The organism is Intrasporangium sp. (assembly GCF_030452765.1).
Classification (GTDB): Bacteria; Actinomycetota; Actinomycetes; order Actinomycetales; family Dermatophilaceae; genus Intrasporangium_A.
In genome coordinates, this window is sequence record NZ_JAKDLO010000071.1 from 1 (window position 1) to 20777 (window position 20777).

22 protein-coding genes and 1 tRNA gene are annotated in these 20777 nt (G+C 70.2%); 17 read left to right on the plus strand and 6 right to left on the minus strand.

Annotation, left to right across the window (positions count from 1 at the left end):
* Window positions 1-147: 147 nt before the first annotated feature.
* Genes L0H79_RS10720 through L0H79_RS10735 form a run of 4 tightly spaced genes read right to left on the minus strand, consistent with a single transcriptional unit; the run spans window position 148 to window position 3730 of the window.
* A complete protein-coding gene (locus L0H79_RS10720; RefSeq protein ID WP_301484592.1) occupies window positions 148-780 on the minus strand; it encodes a hypothetical protein in 633 nt (210 codons plus the stop codon).
* A gap of 41 nt (window positions 781-821) precedes the next feature.
* Entirely contained in the window at window positions 822-1886 is a 1065-nt protein-coding gene (locus L0H79_RS10725) for an adenosine deaminase (protein WP_301484593.1), read from the minus strand.
* Window positions 1883-2395, minus strand: coding sequence for a DUF5709 domain-containing protein (locus L0H79_RS10730; RefSeq protein WP_301484594.1), 513 nt, complete (start codon window positions 2393-2395; stop codon window positions 1883-1885). The genes L0H79_RS10725 and L0H79_RS10730 overlap by 4 nt, the downstream gene beginning before the upstream one ends.
* Before the next feature lie 30 nt (window positions 2396-2425).
* A complete protein-coding gene (locus L0H79_RS10735) occupies window positions 2426-3730 on the minus strand; it encodes an aminotransferase class I/II-fold pyridoxal phosphate-dependent enzyme (protein WP_301484595.1) in 1305 nt (434 codons plus the stop codon).
* Window positions 3731-3900: 170 nt separating this feature from the next.
* Here L0H79_RS10735 and L0H79_RS10740 point away from each other — a divergent pair.
* The 15 genes from L0H79_RS10740 (at window position 3901) to L0H79_RS10810 (ending at window position 16487) form a co-directional block, all read left to right on the plus strand.
* Window positions 3901-3973: transfer RNA gene (locus tag L0H79_RS10740), tRNA-Trp, on the plus strand.
* A gap of 32 nt (window positions 3974-4005) precedes the next feature.
* Entirely contained in the window at window positions 4006-4275 is a 270-nt protein-coding gene (gene secE, locus L0H79_RS10745; RefSeq protein ID WP_301484596.1) for a preprotein translocase subunit SecE, read from the plus strand.
* 67 nt (window positions 4276-4342) lie between these two features.
* Window positions 4343-5353: a transcription termination/antitermination protein NusG gene (nusG, locus tag L0H79_RS10750; protein ID WP_367652460.1), complete on the plus strand. Its 1011-nt coding sequence runs from the start codon at window positions 4343-4345 to the stop codon at window positions 5351-5353.
* Window positions 5354-5618: 265 nt separating this feature from the next.
* Entirely contained in the window at window positions 5619-6053 is a 435-nt protein-coding gene (gene rplK / locus L0H79_RS10755; protein ID WP_301484597.1) for a 50S ribosomal protein L11, read from the plus strand.
* 201 nt (window positions 6054-6254) lie between these two features.
* Window positions 6255-6971, plus strand: a complete 717-nt coding sequence (gene rplA / locus L0H79_RS10760) for a 50S ribosomal protein L1 (protein ID WP_301484598.1) — start codon at window positions 6255-6257, stop codon at window positions 6969-6971.
* Window positions 6972-7310: 339 nt separating this feature from the next.
* Window positions 7311-9146 carry a gamma-glutamyltransferase gene (gene ggt / locus L0H79_RS10765; RefSeq protein ID WP_301484599.1) on the plus strand — a complete coding sequence of 612 codons (1836 nt, stop codon included), beginning with the start codon at window positions 7311-7313 and terminating at the stop codon, window positions 9144-9146.
* Window positions 9147-9237: 91 nt separating this feature from the next.
* Complete coding sequence (locus L0H79_RS10770) at window positions 9238-9633, plus strand: carboxymuconolactone decarboxylase family protein (protein ID WP_301484600.1); 396 nt, start codon at window positions 9238-9240, stop codon at window positions 9631-9633.
* A 156-nt stretch (window positions 9634-9789) separates the two neighbouring features.
* The gene (gene pcaH / locus L0H79_RS10775; protein WP_301484601.1) at window positions 9790-10590 is read left to right on the plus strand and encodes a protocatechuate 3,4-dioxygenase subunit beta; all 801 of its coding nucleotides are present in this window, start codon (window positions 9790-9792) and stop codon (window positions 10588-10590) included.
* Window positions 10583-11182, plus strand: a complete 600-nt coding sequence (gene pcaG / locus L0H79_RS10780) for a protocatechuate 3,4-dioxygenase subunit alpha (RefSeq protein WP_301484602.1) — start codon at window positions 10583-10585, stop codon at window positions 11180-11182. Before pcaH ends, pcaG begins: the two co-directional genes overlap by 8 nt.
* Before the next feature lie 5 nt (window positions 11183-11187).
* A complete protein-coding gene (locus L0H79_RS10785; RefSeq protein ID WP_301484603.1) occupies window positions 11188-12531 on the plus strand; it encodes a lyase family protein in 1344 nt (447 codons plus the stop codon).
* Between the two features lie 14 nt (window positions 12532-12545).
* Window positions 12546-13346, plus strand: coding sequence for an alpha/beta fold hydrolase (locus L0H79_RS10790; protein ID WP_301484604.1), 801 nt, complete (start codon window positions 12546-12548; stop codon window positions 13344-13346).
* Window positions 13347-13407: 61 nt separating this feature from the next.
* A complete protein-coding gene (gene pcaC, locus L0H79_RS10795) occupies window positions 13408-13776 on the plus strand; it encodes a 4-carboxymuconolactone decarboxylase (protein ID WP_301484605.1) in 369 nt (122 codons plus the stop codon).
* Window positions 13773-14984: a thiolase family protein gene (locus L0H79_RS10800; protein ID WP_301484606.1), complete on the plus strand. Its 1212-nt coding sequence runs from the start codon at window positions 13773-13775 to the stop codon at window positions 14982-14984. The genes pcaC and L0H79_RS10800 overlap by 4 nt, the downstream gene beginning before the upstream one ends.
* 151 nt (window positions 14985-15135) lie before the next feature.
* Window positions 15136-15828, plus strand: coding sequence for a 3-oxoacid CoA-transferase subunit A (locus tag L0H79_RS10805; protein ID WP_301484607.1), 693 nt, complete (start codon window positions 15136-15138; stop codon window positions 15826-15828).
* Window positions 15825-16487: a 3-oxoacid CoA-transferase subunit B gene (locus L0H79_RS10810; RefSeq protein ID WP_301484608.1), complete on the plus strand. Its 663-nt coding sequence runs from the start codon at window positions 15825-15827 to the stop codon at window positions 16485-16487. Before L0H79_RS10805 ends, L0H79_RS10810 begins: the two co-directional genes overlap by 4 nt.
* A 61-nt stretch (window positions 16488-16548) precedes the next feature.
* Here the strand turns inward: L0H79_RS10810 and L0H79_RS10815 are convergent, their stop codons facing one another.
* Entirely contained in the window at window positions 16549-17742 is a 1194-nt protein-coding gene (locus tag L0H79_RS10815) for a 4-hydroxybenzoate 3-monooxygenase (protein WP_301484609.1), read from the minus strand.
* 159 nt (window positions 17743-17901) lie between these two features.
* A complete protein-coding gene (locus tag L0H79_RS10820) occupies window positions 17902-18798 on the minus strand; it encodes a DUF3152 domain-containing protein (RefSeq protein ID WP_301484610.1) in 897 nt (298 codons plus the stop codon).
* A gap of 347 nt (window positions 18799-19145) precedes the next feature.
* Between L0H79_RS10820 and rplJ the strand changes: the two genes are divergently transcribed.
* Window positions 19146-19784: a 50S ribosomal protein L10 gene (rplJ, locus tag L0H79_RS10825; protein WP_301484611.1), complete on the plus strand. Its 639-nt coding sequence runs from the start codon at window positions 19146-19148 to the stop codon at window positions 19782-19784.
* A gap of 73 nt (window positions 19785-19857) precedes the next feature.
* On the plus strand, window positions 19858-20247 hold the full coding sequence (gene rplL / locus L0H79_RS10830; protein WP_301484612.1) for a 50S ribosomal protein L7/L12: 390 nt from the start codon (window positions 19858-19860) through the stop codon (window positions 20245-20247).
* Window positions 20248-20777 lie beyond the last annotated feature (530 nt).

The window sequence follows — 20777 nt, forward strand, 5'->3', positions numbered from 1 at the left end:
CTGCACTGTCGATTGGGGTTGGTGCACAGTCGATCGAAACTACTGCACTGTCGATTGGGGTTGGTGCACTGTCGATCAGAACTACTGCACGCTCGATGTTGAAGGGATCGAGGGTCAGCGGGTCAGCGGGTCAGCGGGTCAGGACGATCAAGAGGACAGCTTGAGGGTGAAGGTCTTCGCCTTGATCGACGAGTCGGTCGTCTTGACGTCGTATGCCGGCCGGTTGTAGCGCAGCTCGAGCTTGTCTGCCGACCCCTTCTCCACCTTGAAGATGAGCCAACCGGTCTCGGCCTCGCCGCGCTTGACCGTGCCGAGCTCCTTGCCTAGCGCTCCCTTGAACTCGTTCGTCGCCGGAACGGCGTCGGGTGCCGACGTCTTGAGCGCGAAGAGGCCCGGAGTCACGCTTGCCGAGTAGCGCTTGCCGGCCTCGACCTTCACCTGGACGCCGACCAGCTCGAAGTGCTCCTCAGCGACAGGGTGGTTGTCGGGCCAGGGGAGGCCGACGACGACCTTGGTGGGGGTGATGACGTGGCCGAGCACGTCGTCCTTGATCTCACCCTTGGTCTTGAGCGTCGTCGGGCTCGGCGCCGGGGTGGTGCCCGTCGGGGTCGCCTTGCCGGTAGTGGTGCCCGTGGTCGCCGCCGTCTGCGGCTCTGGCGTCTCGCCGGAACAGGCTCCGAGCACCAGCAGAGGGACGACGACGACCGCAGCGGCCAGCCTTCGCAGGGTGCGGTGAGTGGGGCTGGGGCGGTCCGGGCAGGCAGTGGAGTTCATCTTCATGGCTGCACCAGCATGGACGCCGAGCGGTGGGCACGGCAAACTCAGGCCTGCTGCGGCTGCGGTTGCGCGTCCTTCGAGAGCCACGAATCGATGTCGGCCAGGGACTGACGCCGGACCGCTTCGGGCGCCCGGCTCACCCGGATCGAGGCTCCCGCGAGGTCTGCCAGCTCCGTATCCGCGAAGCCGAGCCGACGGGCAGCGGCATACTGCGCGGTGAGGCGTTGGCCGAACAGGAGCGGGTCGTCGGCACCGAGCGCCACCGGGATGCCCTCGTCGACGATCTGGCGCAGCGGGACCTCGTCGGTGGCCGGGTACACGCCCAGCGCGACGTTGCTGCCCGGGCACACCTCCAGGGCCACCCCGGACTTCGCGACAGCGTCGAGCACCTGTGGGTCCTCCACGGACCGCACCCCGTGCCCCAGCCGGTCGGGACGCAGCGCCTCGAGGGTCTCCATGACCGCTTGGGCACCGAGCAGCTCGCCACCGTGAGGGACGAGGGCGAGCCCCGCGCGGGCCGCGATCCGAAAGGCGGGAGCGAAGTCCTCGGTCACCCCGCGCCGCTCGTCGTTCGACAGCCCGAAGCCGACGACGCGGCCCGGCCCGTCACCGGCATGGTGCGCCGCGAGGCGGGCCAGGGTGCGTGCCTCGAGCGGGTGGCGGATGCGACTCGCCGCGACGACGATGGCAACCCCCGTCGAGCCTGCGGCCGAGACCACCCGAGCTTCGTCGAGGACGATCTCGAGGGTGGGGGTGATCCCCCCGACGAACGGGGCGTACGAGGTCGGGTCGATCTGCAGCTCGAGCCACCGGGACCCCTCTGCCGCGTCGTCCTGGGCGGACTCCCGGACGATGCGGCGCAGGTCGGCCTCGCCGCGGACGCATGCGCGTGCCGTGTCGTAGAGCCGCTGGAACCGGAACCAGCCGCGCTCGTCGGTGGCCCGCAGCCGTGGAGGCCAGCTCTCGAGGAACGCGTCCGGCAGCGGTATGCCGTGTCGGCGGGCCAGGTCGCGGACCGTCTCGACCCGCATCGACCCCGTGAAGTGCAGGTGCAGGTGCGCCTTGGGCAGCGCGTCGAGCGAGCGACCCACGTCTGCAGGTCTGGTCACACCTCGGAATCCGGTTCGCGAATGATGTGGACCGCCGCCTCCTCGGCCGAGGCGGCCGCCCCGTCGATGCCGACATCCTCGGCCACGAGGTCCTTCTCGGTGTCCTCGTGGGTGCCTTCGTCCCCGGCGACGAGGCGACCGGCCCGCCGGTCGCCGACCTCGTCGTCGCCGACCCAGTCGTCCTCGGCGGCAATCGAGTCGGGGTCGTCCCCGCCCACCCGATCCTCGTCAAGCCCGCTCTGGTTGTCGGGGGCGCCGTAGGCGCTGAAGGGGTCCGGATCCTCCTGGTGGATGCGTTGCTCGATGGTCTCCTGCTCCGACTGCTCGCGAGCCGTGGTGCCAAAGGCATCGACACCGCGGGGTGCCTCGGCGGGCGAGTACCCACGGTCGAGCGGGTCTTCGACGTCCTCCTGGATGAGCGTGTCCTCGGGCTGGAGCTGATCCTCGTCGTCGACGCTGTAGGTGGTCTGTCCCTCGTCGATGTTCTCGTTCGGCTCGGTATCACTCATGATGTGCCCCTTCCGATGGCGATCTCGCCGTTACGTACCCGTACCCGTGCGGGTCGCGATCATCTTCTCCCCCGCCGCGAACGCCACGCACGTCGCGACCCCGGCCATGGCGGTGCGGACCTCGTCGAGGACGGGCATCGTCGGGGCGAGGCGGATGTTGCGGTCGCGATGGTCGCGGCCGTAGGGGAACGAGGCACCGGCCGGCGTCAGTGCGATGCCGGCCTCCTTCGCGAGCTGGACGACCCGTGCGGCCGTCCCGTCGAGCACGTCGAGGTTGACGAAGTAGCCCCCGAGCGGGTGGCTCCACGAAGCTATGTCGAGCCCGTCCAGTCCGCCCTGCAGGGCGTCGTCGACCGCTTCGAACTTGGGGGCCAGGATCTGGCGGTGCGCTCGCATGTGTGCCCGCACCCCTTCAGCCGAGCCGAAGAACTCCACATGCCGCAGCTGGTTGACCTTGTCCGGGCTGATGGAGCTCTTGCCGAGGTGCCGGAGATACCAGGCGATGTTGTCGACCGAGGCTGCGAGCGCCGCGACGCCGGCACCGGCATAGCTGATCTTCGACGTCGACGCGAACATGACCGGCCGGTTGGGGTGAGCGGCCACCGAGCTGAGGCTGAGGATGTCGGCGCTCTTGGCTTCGTGCTCGGTCAGGTGGTGGAACGCGTAGGCGTTGTCCCAGAAGATCGTGAAGTCCGGAGCGGCGGTGGGCATCGAGGCCAGCCGGGCGGCAACCTCCTGGGAGACGACCGCCCCAGTCGGGTTCGAGTAGGTGGGCACGATCCAGATGCCCTTGACGCTCGGGTCGTCGCGCACGAGCGACTCGACGGCGTCCATGTCCGGCCCGTCCTCGTGCATGTCGACATTGACCATGCCGATGCCGAGCTCCTGCAGCATGGCGAAGTGACGGTCGTAGCCGGGCACCGGGCAGATGAAGCGAACCGTGTCCTCCTTCAGCCACGGCCGCGGTGAGTCGACCCCGCCGAAGAGAAGGAAGTCGACGACGACGCTGTACATCATCGTCAGGCTCGAGTTGCCCCCGGCGACGACCTGCGCCGGGTCGATGCCGAGCAGCTCGGCGAAGATCTCGCGCAGCTCGGGCAGGCCCTCCAGGATGCCGTAGTTGCGCACGTCGGCCCCAGACCGGTCCTTCGTCGTCGAAGGCAGCGTGAGCAACGCGTCGGACAGGTCCAGCTGCGCCGCCGAGGGCTTGCCGCGGGTGAGATCGAGTCTCAGGCCTTTGGCCTGGAGGTCGGCGTAGGCCTGTTGCTGCTGCGCGAGGAAGGCGCTGAGGTCATCGTCGGACAGGGACGCGAGCGGGGTGCGCGATGGGGTCACCCGCCGATCCTCCCACTCCGGCTCGGGGCGTGGAGGTCGGCCCGGATCACGGCTCGGGTCCCGCGGACGGTTCGCCTCGATCCGAATCGTCACGTATGATCTTCACTCGGACGGTTGACGCTGGCCATGCTGACGCATGCCGTCCCACTGGCTCCCCCCGGGGCCGGTGTAGGGCAATAGCTCAATTGGTAGAGCTCTGGTCTCCAAAACCAGCGGTTGGGGGTTCGAGTCCCTCTTGCCCTGCGTATCAGGTGTGCTGGCAGAAAGTAGGAAGTGTGACCGAGACGAGCGCCAAGCGCGGATCTGGCCGGACCGGCCAGACCAAGCGCGGCAATCCAGTGTCGCGCTTGTACGGCGCCATCGCCCTGTTCATCCGGCAGATCCTCGACGAGATGCGCAAGGTCATCCGACCGACGGGCCCCGAGCTCGTGCGCTACACGACCGTCGTCATCGTGTTCGTGCTGGTGATCATGGCGTTCGTGTCCGGCTTCGACTTCGTGTGGAACAAGCTCATCAGCTGGACCTTCACCGGAAAGGCCTTCTGACGGGGTGTCGTCCCCGCATGCCCCACCAGTGCCCAAGCTGAACCGCTAGCAAGGAAGTAGGTCAACCGTGTCCGACGAGTACGCCGCCGAGAGCGTCCCGGCCGACCCCGACGTCGCCGACAGCGGCGTCGACGAGGCGGCCGGACCGGCCCCCGTCGTGCAGCCGGCCCTCCAGTCCGAGACCATGTCCGAGACCGCCGCTGACGGAGTGACCGACGTCGACGCGGACGCGGACGCGCAGCAACCGGAGGCCGTCCCCGAGACGGAGGCCATCGAAGAGACGGAGGCCATCGAAGAGACGGAGGCCATCGAAGAGGCGGAGCCTCAAGACGTCGCCGCTCTCGAGCCTGGAGCCGTCGAGCCTGGAGCCGTCGAGCCCGGAGCCGTCGAGCCTGCGGCGGAGGAGCCTGCGGCGGAGGAGCCTGCGGCGGAGGAGGACGCGGCGGAGGAGGACGCGGCGGAGGAGGACCCGGTCGAGGCCTTCAAGCGTGACCTGCGCACCAGGTTCGGCGAGTGGTATGTCGTGCACTCCTACGCCGGCTACGAGAACCGGGTCAAGACCAACCTCGAGACGCGCATCCAGACCCTCAACATGGAGGACTACATCTTCGAGATCGAGGTCCCCATGGAAGAGGTGACCGAGATCAAGAACGGGCAGAAGAAGCTCGTCCGGCGTGTCCGGATGCCCGGCTACGTCCTCGTGCGCATGGACCTGAGCGACGAGAGCTGGGGTGCGGTCCGGCACACCCCCGGCGTGACCGGCTTCGTCGGCAACGCCCACCAGCCCGTGCCCCTCTCGCTCGACGAGGTCGTCACGATGCTCGCCCCCTCGATCCCGGCGGCACAGGGCGCCAAGGCCCCCCTCGGCGCCGCTACGGGAGGTACCACGACGAAGGCACCCAGCGTCGTCGACTTCGAGGTCGGCGAATCGGTCACCGTCATGGAGGGCCCCTTCGAGACGCTACCGGCGACGATCTCCGAGATCATCCCCGAGTCGCAGAAGCTCAAGGTCCTCGTCTCGATCTTCGGCCGCGAGACGCCCGTCGAGCTCTCGTTCAGCCAGGTCGCCAAGATCTAGACACACGGGGGCAAGCCCCCATGGACCCGCCATTCCCTCACACCCAAGGGAGCGCACGGGCCCGGCGGCCCTCCGCCCGCCGCCCCCGTGCACCTCGGGAAAGACCCCCCGGCGGCGTTTTGGTGTGAGGCGAGCCGACAGGGCACAATCTAGAGGTTTGCGGGCTGACGCCCGCGGAACAGGAACGCCGGGAAGGTCGCCTTCTCGGTCATGCAACCGGGTCATCGCCCACGGCGTCGGCCCACAACCCAGAAGGTAGGCACCAATGCCCCCCAAGAAGAAGAAGGTCTCCGGCTTCATCAAGCTGCAGATCCAGGCCGGTCAGGCCACCCCGGCACCGCCGGTCGGCCCGGCGCTCGGTCAGCACGGCGTCAACATCATGGAGTTCGTCAAGGCGTACAACGCCGCGACGGAGTCCCAGCGCGGCAACGTCATCCCGGTCGAGATCACGGTCTACGAGGACCGTTCGTTCACGTTCGTCACCAAGACGCCACCGGCCGCGGAGCTGATCAAGAAGGCAGCCGGCGTGGCCAAGGGGTCCGGTGAGCCACACAAGACGAAGGTCGCCAAGCTCTCCCGGGAGCAGGTCCTCGAGATCGCCCGGCAGAAGATGGAGGACCTCAACGCCAACGACGAGGAGATGGCCGCGCGGATCATCGCGGGGACCGCTCGCTCGATGGGGATCGAGACAGAGCTCTGACGAACCTGCAGCGGAGGTTGGGGGCCGAGCTTGCGAGGCACCCGGCCGAAGCGGAAGGTGAGGAAGAGCGACCAAAGGGCTCAGGGCTCTGACCGCACGTCACCCCTGGAGCTCAGCCCAGCGGCATACGGCATGCTGGTGGGCAGTGGGAGGGCCGGCGCTGGCCCGCACCACGACTCCACCACAACACCAAGGAGCATCATGAAGCGCAGCAAGAACTACCGAGCGGCCGCCGAGCTCGTCGCGCCCGACAAGGTCTACGCGCCGCTCGAGGCGGTCCGCCTCGCGAAGCAGACGGCCAAGGCCAAGTACGACGAGACGGTCGAGGTCGCGTTCCGACTCGGGGTCGACCCGCGCAAGGCCGACCAGGCTGTCCGCGGCACCGTCAACCTGCCGAACGGCACCGGCAAGACCGCCAAGGTCCTCGTCTTCGCCCAGGCCGACAAGGCCGAGGCCGCCCGTCAGGCCGGTGCCGACTACGTCGGCTCCGACGACATGCTCGAGAAGGTGCAGGGCGGCTGGCTCGACTTCGACGCCGTCGTGGCGACGCCCGACCTCATGGGCAAGGTCGGCCGTCTCGGCAAGGTGCTGGGCCCGCGCGGCCTCATGCCGAACCCGAAGACCGGCACAGTGACGATGGACGTCGCCAAGGCCGTCTCCGACATCAAGGGCGGCAAGATCGAGTTCCGCGTGGACAAGCACGCGAACCTGCACTTCATCATCGGCAAGGCATCCTTCGACGAGACCGCCCTGGTCGAGAACTACGCCGCGGCACTCGACGAGATCCTGCGCCTCAAGCCGGCGAGCTCGAAGGGCCGCTACATCGTCAAGGCCACGATGTGTACGACGATGGGCCCGGGCATCCCGCTCGACGCGAGCAGGACTCGCAACCTCCTGGTCGAGGAGGACGCCTCCTGACGGATGGCTTCGGGCAGTCCGAGAGCCCGTCACCCCGCCTGGGTGGCGGGCTCTCGCGATGGGTCGGTATGCCGCTCAGCTCGCCCCGCGGCGAGGTGTAGATCCGCGCCGGGTGGGCGAACGGCCCCGAGAGGAAGAGGATGCCGAGCATGACCACGACCGAGACACTGGTCGGCCGAGGCCGCGACCTGCGCGAGGAGTATGGCGAGAAGGACCAACCGGACCACTGACGGCATCTCGACCCGCGCCGGCCGCGACGCGGCTGGGCGGGGACGACACTCGAGGCGCCTGCGCCGGTTTCAGGATGCGGCCTCCGCGGCGCGGGTCTAGCGTCCTGGCATGGTCCATCCTCGATCTCTCCGCGTCTCCGTGCTGGCCGCCGTTGCGGCGGCCGCCCTTCCGCTCGGCCTGCTTGCTCCCGGAGCGGCGGCTGCCGACCGCGGGCCGGCCCGCCTGCCCGTCGCACTGCCCAAGACGCCTGTCATGGTGGGCTTCGGTGGTGCCGTCAGCTCGGTCGACCGAGACGCCTCCCAGGTCGGCATCGACGTCCTGCGCCGCGGTGGCAACGCGGCCGACGCCGCCGTCGCGACCGCCGCGGCCCTCGGCGTCACCGAGCCGTACAGCGCCGGCATCGGCGGCGGCGGCTTCCTGGTCTACTACGACGCCCGCGCCAAGCGGGTCACGACGGTCGACGGGCGCGAGACCGCGCCGGCGACCTTCACCCCCGAGACCTTCCGCAACCCTGACGGCACGGCGATGAGCTTCCCCACCGTCGTCAGCTCCGGACTGTCGGTCGGCGTGCCGGGCACCCCGGCGCTGTGGGACCGGACGCTGCGCCGCTTCGGCACGTGGTCCCTGAACGCGGCGCTGCGACCGGCGGAGAACCTCGCCCGTCGCGGCTTCGTCGTCGACCAGACGTTCCACGACCAGACGGCGGAGAACGCGAAGCGCTTCGCCATGTTCCCGGAGACGGCCCGGGTCTTCCTGCCGAACGGAGCCGCTCCCGCGGTCGGCAGCAAGTTCGTCAACCGGGACCTGGCCGGGGCCTACCGCCTGCTCCGTAGCCAGGGCGTCGGCGTCCTCTACCGGGGCAGTCTCGGCGAGGCGATCGTCGACGAGGCCCGCGACCCGCACACGGCGCCCGGCGTCAGCGTCCTGCACGGCGAGCTCACGACGGGCGACCTGCGCAGCTACGAGGCACTGGTCAAGGCACCGATCCACTCGCAGTACAAGGGGCTGGACGTCTATGGCATGCCGGTGCCCAGCTCGGGTGGCATCGCGGTGGCGCAGATCCTCAACCTGATGACGGCCTACGAGAAGCGCACCGGGGTGTCGACCTCGAGCCTCGACCAGGTCGGCTACCTGCACCGGTTCTCGGAGGCGTCCGCGACTGCCTTCGCCGATCGCAACCGCTACGTCGGCGACGTGCCCGGTGTCCCGGTTCAACAGCTCGTCAGCCCGGCTTTCGCCCGGGAACGGGCCTGCCTGTTCGACCCGGCCCAGGCGCAGCCGCGCCCGATCCCGTTCGGTGAGCCGGACGGCGACTACGCCGCCTGCGGGCAGCAGAGCCTCGCGCAGACCGGCGGCCACGAAGGCATGTCGACGACCCACCTGACCGTCGCGGACCGCTGGGGCAACGTCGCCGCCTACACGCTCACCATCGAGCAGACGGGCGGCTCCGGGATCACCGTGCCGGGGTACGGGTTCCTGCTCAACAACGAGCTGACCGACTTCAACTTCGTGCCTCTCACCCCGGGGGTGCCCGACCCCAACCTGCCCGGTCCGGGCAAGCGGCCGCGCTCCTCGATGAGCCCGACGATCCTGCTGCGCGACGGTCGCCCGTACCTCGCGGTCGGCTCACCGGGTGGCGCCACGATCATCACCACCGTGTCGCAGACGATCCTCGGCTACCTCGACCGCGGTCTCTCGCTCAAGGACGCGATCGCTGCGGCTCGCCTCTCCTCGCGCAACGGCAGCACCGAGGGCGCCGAGCCGGCCATCGTCGACGGGCCGGTGGGAGCCGGGCTGACCGCTCTGGGGCACCGCCTGTCCGAGTCGAGCGAGATCGGGGCGGCCACGGCCATCCGCAGCCTCCGGTTCGGGCTGTTCGAGGCCGCGGCGGAGACATCGCGCCGTGGTGGCGGATCCGCGATGGTCGTCTGGCCGGTGCGCTGAACGGCCGACGGCCCGCGCAAGCGTCAGTATGCCCTGGGGGGTATGTTAGAGTTGTGACAATACCCCAGGGGGTAACTCGGAAAGGATGGATATGCCCACGACTGAGACCATGGAGCACACCTCGTCGCACGGAAGGGCCGTGCTTCGCGACCTCTCCCCACTCCATCGATCGCTACGGAGCGCGATCCCCGAGGTGTATCGGGGATTTGCCGCGCTCTCGCAGGCAGCCTTCGCCGACGGTGCCCTCGACCGCAGGACGAAGGAGCTCATCGCGCTTGCGATCGGAGTGGTCGAGGGCTGCGACGGGTGCATCGCCTCGCACGCCCAGGCTGCAGCACGGGCCGGCGCGACGCGCCAGGAGGCGGCCGAGGCCCTCGGCGTGACGTTCCTCATGCAAGGTGGCCCGGCCACGATCCACGGGGCTCGCGCCTACGACGCCTTCTGCGAGTTCGCCGACGGCATCGAAGCCAGTGAGAAGACCGCCTGAGCGAACCACACCGGGCGAGTGCATGCCCCCTGCCGATCGTGGCAGGGGGCATGACTGTGCTTGAGGGCCCGCGCTGTCGGAGGCGTTCACCATGTGAACACTCAGGCAGAACGAGGATTATCGTGGTTCGGCACGGACCAGCAAAGGAGACCGGGCATGAGCGAGGTCGTGATGGAGGAGCACGAGGGGCGTCAGTGCGCACCTGAGCCGCAGCAGCAGATCACCGCAGAGATCGAGGATCTGCACCGGCAGGACGAACGAGCCGGTTTGCACCGCACCCAGTCACGTCTGGACTTCGCGCCATACCGCAGCTCGGTCCTGCGGCACCCGACGAAGGCACCGGCGCATGCCGACCCGGAGGGTGTCGAGCTCTTCTCGCCGGTGTTCGGCACGCGCGACGTCGACCCGCTCGAGGCCGACCTGACCATTCAGCGCGGCGGCGAGCCGATCGGGGAGCGGATCCGGATCAGCGGACGCATCCTCGACGGCGACGGCCACCCCGTCCGCGGGCAGCTCGTCGAGATCTGGCAGGCCAACGCGGCGGGGCGCTACATCCACAAGCGCGACCAGCATCCCGCCCCGATCGACCCCCACTTCACGGGCGCCGGACGGACGATCACGGGCGAGGACGGCGGCTACGCCTTCCTCACGATCAAGCCGGGACCCTACCCCTGGGGCAACCACCGCAATGCGTGGCGGCCCGCGCACGTGCACTTCTCACTCTTCGGCCGCGAGTTCACCCAGCGGATGATCACCCAGATGTACTTCCCGGGCGACCCGCTCTTCGCCCTCGACCCGATCTACCAGTCCGTGACCGACCCGCAGGCACGCGATCGACTCGTCGCGACCTACCACCACGACCTGTCCGAGCACGAGTACCTGCTCGGCTACCACTGGGACATCGTCCTGACCGGTGCGCACGCGACGCGGATGGAACTGGAGGGTGACCATGCCTGAGAACAAGAGCACGTCGGATGCCGCTCAGCGCGGTCCCGTGCCGACGCCCGGCCAGACGATCGGCCCCTTCTACCACTTCGCCCTCCCGTACGAGGGTGGCGAACACCTCGTCCCACCCGGCAGCCCCGGATCGGTTCAGCTGCACGGCCACGTGCTCGACGGCCACGGGGTGGGCCTGCAGGACGCCATGCTCGAGATCTGGCAGGCCGACGAGTCCGGTCGGGTCGTCCAGCAGGTGGGTTCGCTGACCCGTGACCCGGCCACCTTCACCGGCTTCGGGCGGACCTCGACGTGGCGCGACGGTGGCTACTCGTTCACCACCGTCGCACCCGGTGCCACCGACGGAGGCGGTGCACCCTTTATCGCCGTGGCCGTCTTCGCGCGCGGTCTGTTGAACCGGCTCTTCACCCGGGTCTACCTGCCGGCCGAGCCCGAGGCTCTCGCCGCCGACCCGTTCCTTAGCTCCCTCGACGAGGACCGGCGTGTCACCCTCGTCGCGACCCGCGAGGCGGCCGACAGCTACCGCTTCGACGTGCACCTGCAAGGCGAGGGCGAGACGGTCTTCCTGCAGTTCGCGCGGCACGAGATCTGACCGCCGTGCTCCTGCACCCCGGCTCGTCCCGCCAGCCACACCTCGCCGACGACTCGGCGGTGCTGCAGGCGCTGCTCGACGTCGAGGCCGCCTGGGTGCGTGTCCAGGCCCGACTCGGGCTCGTCGACGAGCAGATCGTCGCCATGGTCGGCCGACATGCGGATGCCGCCGGCTACGACCTCGCCGAGCTCGACCTGGGAGTCGAGGCGGGCGCCAACCCGGTCATCCCGATGCTCGCCGCGCTGCGGTCGGCCCTCAGCGGGCAGACACAGGCGGCCGGAGCCGTCCACCGCGGGCTGACCAGCCAGGACGTGCTCGACTCGGCCCTCATGCTGCTGGCGAGGCGGTCCCTCGAGGTCGTGGACGACCGGCTCGAGGCCGCCGCCGAGGCGACGGCCCGGCTGGCCGACACCCACCGGGCGACCCTGCTGACCGCGCGGACCCTGTCGCAGCCGGCTCTGCCGACGACGTTCGGGGCCAAGGCAGCCGGCTGGCTGGCCGCTCTGGACGAGGCCCGGGCCGAGCTGCTCGGCGTGGCAGCGAGGCTGCCGGTCCAGTGCGGCGGAGCGGCCGGCACCCTCGCGGCGATCGACGAGCTGGCCCCGGGCCGAGCCCTCGAGGCCGCCGACCTGCTCGCCGACCAGCTCGGGCTCGCGTCACCGGGCCGACCCTGGCACACCGACCGCACCCCGGTGACCCACCTCGGGGACGCGCTGGCCCGGGCCGGTGACGTGCTCGGCAAGATCGCCGGCGACATCGTGCTGATGTCCCGTCCGGAGATCGGCGAGCTGTCCGAACCGGCCCTCGAGGGGCGCGGCGGCTCGTCGACCCTGCCCCAGAAGCGCAACCCGGTCCTGAGCATCCTCGTGCGCAGCGCCGCCATCGAGGCCCCACACCTGGCGGCGGCGCTGCACTGCGCAGCGGCGCTCGCGTCCGACGAACGGCCCGACGGCGGCTGGCACGCCGAGTGGCGGCCGCTGGCGGCACTGCTCGCCTCCGTCCCGGTCGCGGCAGCCCAGCTCGCCGAGGTCCTGGCCGGGCTCGAGGTGCACCGCGACTCGATGCTCCGCAACGTCGAGACGGCCGGGCCGGCCCTCCTCGCCGAGCGGCTGCTCCGGGCGGTGCCGACCCTTCCCGGTGGAGCGGACCTCACCGAGAAGCTCCGCTCGGCGCTGCGAACCGGTGCGACCGGCGAGGAGGTCCGATCGGTGCTGCGCGCCGGCCTGCCGACGGACGGGCCGCACTCCGTCCCGGACACCACGATCGAGGATCTGCTCAACCCAGCGGCATACCTCGGCGTCGTGGGTGACCTCGTCGACCGCGCGCTCGAACACCACGCCACCACATAGCCAGGAGGCCGTTGATGCCACCCACCGTCGCGCTGACCGAGCTGCGCCCCGCGTCGCCCGGCGCGGACCTGCTCGTCGTCGGCCCGTCGCTCGGCACGGCCGTCGCGCCGCTCTGGTCGGCCTGCGCGACCGACCTGCCGGGTGAGGTGTGCGTGATCGGGTGGGACCTGCCCGGCCATGGCCGCAGCCGCGCCGGTGTCGAGCCCTTCACGGTGGCCGGTCTGGCCGAGTCGGTCCTGGCCGCAACAGAACTCGTCCGTAACCAGGCGCCAGGACGGGTCTGGTATGCCGGCGTCTCGCTCGGCGGCGCCGTCGGCCTGCAGCTCGCCGTCGAGCACGGCGAGGCGTTCGACGGCATCGCGGTCCTCTGCGCCGGCGCCAAGATCGGCGAGGCGACCGACTGGCACGAACGCGCCGACCTCGTGCGGCGCATGAGCACCTCCGTGATGATCTCCGGTTCGGCGCAGCGATGGTTCGCTCCCGGCTTCCTCGACCGCGACCCGCGCCTCGGCACGAACCTGCTGAACTCCCTGCAGGACACCGACCAGGAGTCCTACGCCCGGTGCTGCGAGGCGCTGGCCGACTTCGACCTGACCTCCCGGCTCGGCGAGGCCGGCGTGCCCGTCCTCGCCCTCGCCGGGGCCGCCGACGAGGTCACCCCGATGGCGTCCGCCGAGCAGATCGCCCGAGGCACGGGTGGGCGGGCCGTTCTGCTCGACGACGCCGCACACCTGGCCCCGGCCGAACAGCCGTCAGCCGTGGCGGCGATCCTCGCCGACTTCTTCCGGATCGAGGTCTCCCATGCCACCGCCTGAGCGCCCCCGGCTGGGCCGAAGCCACCCGGACCGTACGCAGGCGCAGGCTCACGACGACGGGATGACCGTGCGCCGAGCCGTCCTCGGCGACGCCCACGTCGAGAGCGCCGAGGCGCGCAGGAGCGAGTTCACCTCCGACTTCCAGGACCTCATCACCCGGTATGCCTGGGGCGAGATCTGGACCCGACCCGGCCTCGAGCACCGCACGCGCAGCGCGGTCACGCTCACCGCGCTCATCGCGAACGGTCACTGGGACGAGTTCGCCATGCATGTGCGGGCAGCTCGACGCAACGGGCTGACGACGCAGGAGATCCAGGAGATCCTCCTGCAGTCCGCCATCTACCTCGGCGTGCCCAGCGCCAACCACGCCTTCGCGATCGCGCAGGAGCAGATTGCCAGATTCGAGCAGGAAGAAGGAGACCGGTCATGACCGAGCTCACCCAGTCCTTCGTCTACGACACGGTGCGCACGCCGTTCGGGCGCTTCGGGGGAGCGCTCGCCGGGACCCGTCCCGACGACCTGGCCGCCGTCGTCCTGAAGGGGATCGTCGACCGCGCGCCCGGGCTCGCCGCCGACCCGACCGCGATCGACGAGGTCGTCCTGGGCAACGCCAACGGCGCCGGCGAGGAGAACCGCAACGTCGCGCGGATGGCCACCCTGCTGGCCGGGCTGCCGACGAGCGTCCCCGGGTCGACCCTCAACCGGCTCTGCGGCTCCAGCCTCGATGCCACGATGGTCGCCTCGCGCTCGATCGAGACCGGTGACGCGGACATCGTGCTCGTCGGGGGAGTCGAGTCGATGACCCGAGCCCCCTGGGTGCTGCCCAAGACCGAGAAGCCTTACCCCGCAGGCAACCTCGCGCTCGCCTCGACCACTCTCGGCTGGCGGCTGGTCAATCCGAAGATGCCCGCCGAGTGGACGGTCTCGCTGGGTGAGGGCACCGAACTGCTCCGCGAGAAGTACGACGTCAGCCGGGAGCGGCAGGACGCCTTTGCCGAGCGGTCGCACCGCCTCGCGAACCAGGCCTGGGCGGACGGCTTCTACGACGACCTGACCATCGCCGTGCCCGGGGTCGAGATGCCCCGGGATGAGTCGATCCGGCCGGAGACGACCGTCGAGCGGCTCGCCGGCCTGCGGACCGTCTTCCGCAAGGAGAACGGCACGATCACCGCCGGCAACGCCTCGCCCCTCAACGACGGCGCGTCGGCGGTGCTCGTCGGCAACGAGGCGGCCCGGGACCGGATCGGGCTCGACCCGATCGCCCGGATCGCGGGTCGGGGTGCCAATGCCGTCGAGCCGCAGTTCTTCGGCGAGGCCCCGGTCGAGGCCGCCAACCGGGCCCTGCGGCGCGCCGGGATCACCTGGGACGACATCGCCGCGGTCGAGCTCAACGAGGCCTTCGCCGCCCAGTCGCTCGCCTGCCTCGACGCGTGGAGGATCGACCCCGAGATCGTCAACCCACACGGTGGGGCGATCGCGATCGGGCACCCCCTCGGTGCCTCCGGAGGCCGGATCCTCGGCACCCTCGCCCGCGGCCTGCAGCGCAGCGGCAAGCGCTGGGGCGTCGCGGCCATCTGCATCGGGGTGGGCCAGGGGCTGGCCGTGGTCCTCGAGAACGTCACCGGAGCCAAGGGGTGAGGACACGAGCTGGGTCCCACGCTCCGCGTGGGCGGAACGAGCGAGGCCCGGAGCGCCGGTTCGGCCTCGGTGACAGACGAGCTCTCTCGGCCAAGAGCTGACCCAGCGCTCAACGGCATACCCGATCTGCTTTGAAGACAAGGAAACCCACGTGCTGACGATCTCTGACAACGCGATGGAGGCGGTCGCCGACATCCCCGACGGGGCCACCGTGCTCATTGGCGGGTTCGGCCCGGCCGGGCAGCCGGTCGAGCTGATCGAGGCGCTCGTCCAGAGCGGCACGAGCGGCCTGACCGTCGTCAACAACAACGCGGGCAACGGCGAGGTCGGACTGGCGGCCCTGATCGGTGCCGGGCGGGTCCGCAAGATCATCTGCTCCTTCCCGCGGCAGCACGACAGCCACCACTTCGACGCGAAGTACCGCGCCGGGCAGATCGAGCTCGAGCTCGTACCGCAGGGCAACCTCGCCGAGCGGATCCGCACGGCCGGTGCGGGGATCGGCGCGTTCTTCACGCCCACCGGCTACGGCACCCCGCTCGCCGAGGGCAAGGAGGTGCGCGAGATCGACGGGCGCCACTACGTGCTCGAGTACCCGATCCGCGCCGACTACGCCCTCATCAAGGCCTACCGGGGTGACGAGGCCGGCAACCTCGTCTACCGCAAGACGGCCCGGAACTTCGGGCCGGTCATGGCGACGGCCGCCCGCACCACGATCGCGCAGGTACACGAGCTGGTGCCGCTCGGTGGCATCGACCCGGAGGTGGTCGTCACCCCGGGCGTCTACGTCAGCAGGCTCGTGCTGGTCCCACGCGAGGCGGCGCCCGAGCCGGAGGAGGGACAGTGAGCCAGAACGCGGCGGACCGCAGCTTCGAGGGCCGCCTCGACCGCAACGCGCTCGCCGCTCTCGTGGCCAGCGACATCCCGCACGGTGCCTACGTCAACCTGGGCATCGGCCAGCCGACGCTCGTGTCGAACTACCTCGCGCCGGGCAGCGGGGTCACCCTGCACACCGAGAACGGCATGCTCGGGATGGGGCCCGAGGCGCACGGAGACGAAGTCGACCTCGACCTCATCAACGCCGGCAAGATCCCCGTCACCGAGCTGCCCGGGGCTTCGTACTTCCACCACGCCGACTCGTTCGCGATGATGCGTGGCGGCCACCTCGACATCTGCGTGCTCGGTGCCTACCAGGTCTCCGCGACGGGCGACCTCGCCAACTGGCACACCGGCACCCCGGGCGCTATCCCCGCTGTCGGGGGTGCGATGGACCTGGCCATCGGCGCCAGGGACACCTTCGTCATGATGAACCTGCTGACCCGCGACGGGCAGAGCAAGCTCGTGCCCGAGTGCACCTATCCCCTCACCGGCCTCGGGTGCGTGAGCCGGGTCTACACCGACCTCGCTGTCTTCCTCATCGAGCCGGACGGCGCCGTGGTACGGGAGAGCTTCGGCATCGGCTTCGAGCAGCTCCAGGAGCTCGTCCCGGTGTTGCTGCGCCAGTAGTGCGTCGGCCAGGAAGCCGGGTACCGGGGTCGGAGTCAGGCGGCCCGCGACCCTGGGCGCGTCAGGGCGCCGTCGGCCAGCCCGTGTAGCACTCCGCGAGGTGGGCGGAACCGTACGGTGAGGACACGATCGACTCGAGCTGGCCGAGCTGCCGGCGCGCGTCGAACGGGGTCTGGCCGGGCAGGGTGTGCAGCATCGTGGTCATCCGGTAGGAGAACTGCTGCGCCATCCAGACCCGCCGCAGCGCCCGGGTCGAGTACTCCTCGAGCAGCTCCGGCTTGCCGAGGTTGACCGCCCCGTCGAGGACCTCGTGGAGCACCTTGACGTCCTGAAGGGCCAGGTTCAGGCCCTTGGCCCCGGTCGGCGGGACCGTGTGTGCGGCGTCGCCCGCGAGGAAGAGGTTGCCGTGGCGCATCGGCTCCGCGACGAAGCTGCGGAAGGGCAGCACGACCTTCTCCGTGATCGGCCCCTCCTCGAGGGAGAACCCGCCTCCCGCGACGCGGGTCTGCAGCTCGTCCCAGATCCGGTCGTCGGACCACTGCGCCGGATCGGTCGACGGGTCGCACTGGAAGTACATCCGCTGCAGCGTCTCGGTGCGCTGGCTGATCAGGGCGAAGCCGCGCTCGTGCCTGGTGTAGATGAGCTCCGGGGCGCTCATCGGGGCCTCGACCATGATGCCGAACCAGGCGAACGGATACTCCTTGAAGAAATGCGTCCGCAGCGCCTCGGGCACCTCACCGCGACAGATGCTGTGCGAGCCGTCGGCACCGACGAGGTAGTCGCAGCTCACCTCGTGCGGCGTGCCGTCGGACTCGGTGAAGGCCATCACGGGCTTGCCCGTGACGTCCCGGACTCGGGTGTCGCTCACCCCGAACCGCACGTCGCCGCCGTCGCGCTCGCGGGCGTCGGCCAGGTCGATGAAGACATCGGTCTGCGGGTAGAGCCACACCGACGCGCCCACGAGGTCCTTGAAGTGGATCCGGTGTCCCGCCCCGTTGAACCGCAGCTCGATGCCCTCGTGCTCTGAACCGTGCGTGAGGACCCGACCGTCGACGCCGGTGTCGGTGAGCAACCGGACGCTGTCCTGCTCGAGGATCCCGGCCCGGTTCGTGTTCTCGATGACCTCACGGGTGCGGTTGTCGATCGCCACGGAGCCGATCCCGCTCCGCGCCAGCAGGTGGGAGAGCATCAGGCCGGCCGGACCGGCACCGACGATCCCGACCGGGGTGCGCTCCTGTATCGGTTTGCTGGTCACTGCGGGCTGCCTTTCGTGCGGCGCTGCTGGGGCCATCCTCCCGCGGCACGGCAGGTCGCGTCACGAGCCGTCCCGGCCGGCGACTGCGCTTGAGGCCGGCGACTACTGGGGGACCCACAGTCAGTGGCACCAGCAGCAGTCAGTGGGCGCACGGGCGGATCAGGCGGGCTTGGGGGTCGGCCACGGCCAGCCGGTGCAGCCGTCGAGCCCGTAGCTCTGCTGCATCATGACCGGGGCGGGCTTGCCCTTGCCGGGGCACGTGGCATGACCGTGACCGATGCCATGGCCGACCTCGTGGTTGATCTGGTAGATCCGGTAGGTCGCGACATCCTTGCCATAAGCCTCCGGGACGCCGAGAAGCCACCGCTTGGCGTTGAGGACAGCGCGGCCGTTCGCGTGGCAGCTGACCTGACCGCGGGTCTGCAGCGGCGCGCACAGCCGATCGGTGGTGTCCGGGCTCGCGAGCGTGACGCGGATGTCGATGCGGGTGCCGTGTTTCGCGTCGGCCGGCTTCACATTGACGAAGCGGACCTTGTCCCGGGTCTGCCAGCCCCGCGGGTCGCTCAGCACGTGCGCCACCGTGCTCGCGTACGCCGTGGGGTCGATGCCGAGACCACCCTCGGTCTCGATGGTGTAGCGCACGGTCCGGCCGGTCTTCGGCGTCTCCTGGACGGCCCCCGCGGGAACGGAGAGAACGGTGAACTTCCCGTCACCGCGCTGCACGACCCGCGGCGTGGTGGTCGGGCCAGGCGTCGGCGCGGCATCGGTCGACCCGGCCGCGGCCGACCTGGGGCCGCCAGTCGTGGCCCCGGCGTCGCCAGTGCTCGAAGGCAGCGGAGCAGACGGGGCGGTGCCGGCCAGGGCGCTGTCGTCGGTCGTGGTGGTGGGACGGGTCGACGGCTGGTGCGGCGGGCGGCTGGTCAGGTCGGTGCCGGAGGCACCGGCAGCGGCGACCCAGAGGTTGAGCGCCACGCAGACGGCGACCCCGGCTGCCGCCAACGAACGGTGTCGTCGCGCAACCAGCTCGCGCCTCGCTGCCGCAGCCCGCGTCGTCATGGGCCCAACGCTAATTGGCCGACCTGTCGGTTCATAGCCGAACGCGCCGGTACACGCCCATTTCGACCTCGAACGGGTCATTCGAGCAGCGGGGGAGGGGGGCGATTTGGACTGCCTGACTGCTCCGACTAGTCTGGGCCCGACCAATGACCGCCGGTTGGAGACCGTGGCCAGCGCCACGGACCCCGAAGGTTCCGCCACGATGCGGGCAGCCAGCGCAGGTGACTTGAGCTCAGCGGCATACGATATGTGCCGCTTGGTGCCCCGAGCGCTTGCGCCGGGACCCTTTTTCGTGCGGACCCTCCAGACCCTCTCCCGGCGGCGCAACGCAAGGGAAGGAGGCCCAGATGGCGAACGCCGAGAAGACGGCAGCCATCGCCGAGATCGCGGACCGGTTCCGTGAGTCCGGCGCGGCCGTTCTCACCGAGTACCGCGGCTTGACCGTGAAGCAGCTGTCCGAGCTGCGTCGCTCGCTCCGAGGACACGCCACCTACGCCGTGGTCAAGAACACGCTGACCGAGCGCGCCGCCAAGGAGGCCGGGATCACGGCCTTCGAGGGGCAGCTCCAAGGCCCGTCCGCGATCGCCTTCGTCACCGGTGACCCGGTCGAGGCGGCCAAGGGCCTGCGTGACTTCGCCAAGGCAAACCCCCTCCTCGTGATCAAGGCTGGCGTCCTCGACGGCAAGCCGATGACCGCCGAGGAGATCACCAAGCTCGCGGACCTCGAGTCCCGCGAGGTTCTGCTGGCCAAGCTGGCGGGTGCCATGAAGGGCTCGCTCACCAAGGCCGTCTACCTCTTCGCCGCACCTCTCGCGCAGACCGCTCGCGTCGTCGACGCCCTGCGCCAGAAGGTCGAGGCGGAAGGAGGGGCTCCGGCGGCTCCGGCGGCTCCGGCCGCCGAACCAGCCGAGCCCGCCCAGCCCGCCGACGCCGCTGCGGCGGCCGAGGCCAGCACCGACGTCGCCGAGGGTGGCGACGAGAGCTGACACCCGCCCGGGGTGCACCGGCTCGAACCAGGGAAACCGCCACTCACGGCAATCAGTACGAAAGGAAGCCAGCATGGCCAAACTCAGCACCGAAGAGCTCCTTGACGCGTTCAAGGAGATGACCCTCATCGAGCTCTCCGAGTTCGTCAAGCAGTTCGAGGAGACCTTCGAGGTCACCGCCGCCGCCCCGGTCGCCGTCGCCGCGGCCCCCGCCGCCGGTGGCGGTGGCGAGGCCGCCGCCGAGGAGGAGCAGAACGAGTTCGACGTCGTCCTGCTCGCAGCGGGCGAGAAGAAGATCCAGGTCATCAAGGAGGTCCGCTCGCTCACCAGCCTCGGCCTCAAGGAGGCCAAGGACCTCGTCGACGGTGCCCCCAAGCCCGTCTTGGAGAAGGTCGACAAGGCCGCCGCCGACAAGGCCAAGGAGCAGCTCGAGGGCGCCGGCGCCACCGTCGAGCTCAAGTGAGCCCTCCCGGCTAGCCGTTCGCTACCGGGAACTCTTCTGCAAAGGCGGGTCCGACGCTGTCGGGCCCGCCTCTCGCCGTGTTGGTGGGCGTCTCGCCGCGCGGGTGGGGTTGGCGTCCACCCTCTCCGGGGTGAGCGGCATACTCACGCTCCTCGGGTGGCATGATCGCGAAGGTATGCCGCTCACAGTCGGTCGCGCACCCTCCACCCCACCCGCTCGGGCCGGTCCGAAGGCGGGGCCGGTCCGAAGGCGGGGCCGGTCCGAAGGCGGGGCCGGTCCGAAGGCGGGTCCTCTTCGCAGCCTGCGGCATGTCGAACGACCGCAACGGCACCACACCGCCGTCCGCGGGTCCGAAGGCGGGTCCTCTTCGCAGCCTGCGGCATGTGTCACGTCGCGGGTCATGTCGCGTGGCGGCGTCACGTCGCGGGTCATGTCGCGTGGCGGCTTCAGGTCACGCACGACCTGAGGTCGGTGTGCGACATGCCTTGCGACATGACTGGGCACCCGCGACATGCCTTGCGACATGACTG

Coding starts and splice junctions, on each gene's coding strand:
- L0H79_RS10790 (WP_301484604.1), top strand. CDS start 12,546: ATGCCACCCACCGTCGCGCTGACCGAGCTGCGCCCCGCGTCGCCCGGC.
- rplJ (WP_301484611.1), top strand. CDS start 19,146: ATGGCGAACGCCGAGAAGACGGCAGCCATCGCCGAGATCGCGGACCGG.
- L0H79_RS10770 (WP_301484600.1), top strand. CDS start 9,238: ATGCCCACGACTGAGACCATGGAGCACACCTCGTCGCACGGAAGGGCC.
- rplK (WP_301484597.1), top strand. CDS start 5,619: ATGCCCCCCAAGAAGAAGAAGGTCTCCGGCTTCATCAAGCTGCAGATC.
- L0H79_RS10730 (WP_301484594.1), bottom strand. CDS start 2,395: ATGAGTGATACCGAGCCGAACGAGAACATCGACGAGGGACAGACCACC.
- rplA (WP_301484598.1), top strand. CDS start 6,255: ATGAAGCGCAGCAAGAACTACCGAGCGGCCGCCGAGCTCGTCGCGCCC.
- pcaG (WP_301484602.1), top strand. CDS start 10,583: ATGCCTGAGAACAAGAGCACGTCGGATGCCGCTCAGCGCGGTCCCGTG.
- L0H79_RS10820 (WP_301484610.1), bottom strand. CDS start 18,798: ATGACGACGCGGGCTGCGGCAGCGAGGCGCGAGCTGGTTGCGCGACGA.
- pcaH (WP_301484601.1), top strand. CDS start 9,790: ATGAGCGAGGTCGTGATGGAGGAGCACGAGGGGCGTCAGTGCGCACCT.
- L0H79_RS10800 (WP_301484606.1), top strand. CDS start 13,773: ATGACCGAGCTCACCCAGTCCTTCGTCTACGACACGGTGCGCACGCCG.
- L0H79_RS10720 (WP_301484592.1), bottom strand. CDS start 780: ATGAAGATGAACTCCACTGCCTGCCCGGACCGCCCCAGCCCCACTCAC.
- ggt (WP_301484599.1), top strand. CDS start 7,311: ATGGTCCATCCTCGATCTCTCCGCGTCTCCGTGCTGGCCGCCGTTGCG.
- rplL (WP_301484612.1), top strand. CDS start 19,858: ATGGCCAAACTCAGCACCGAAGAGCTCCTTGACGCGTTCAAGGAGATG.
- pcaC (WP_301484605.1), top strand. CDS start 13,408: ATGACCGTGCGCCGAGCCGTCCTCGGCGACGCCCACGTCGAGAGCGCC.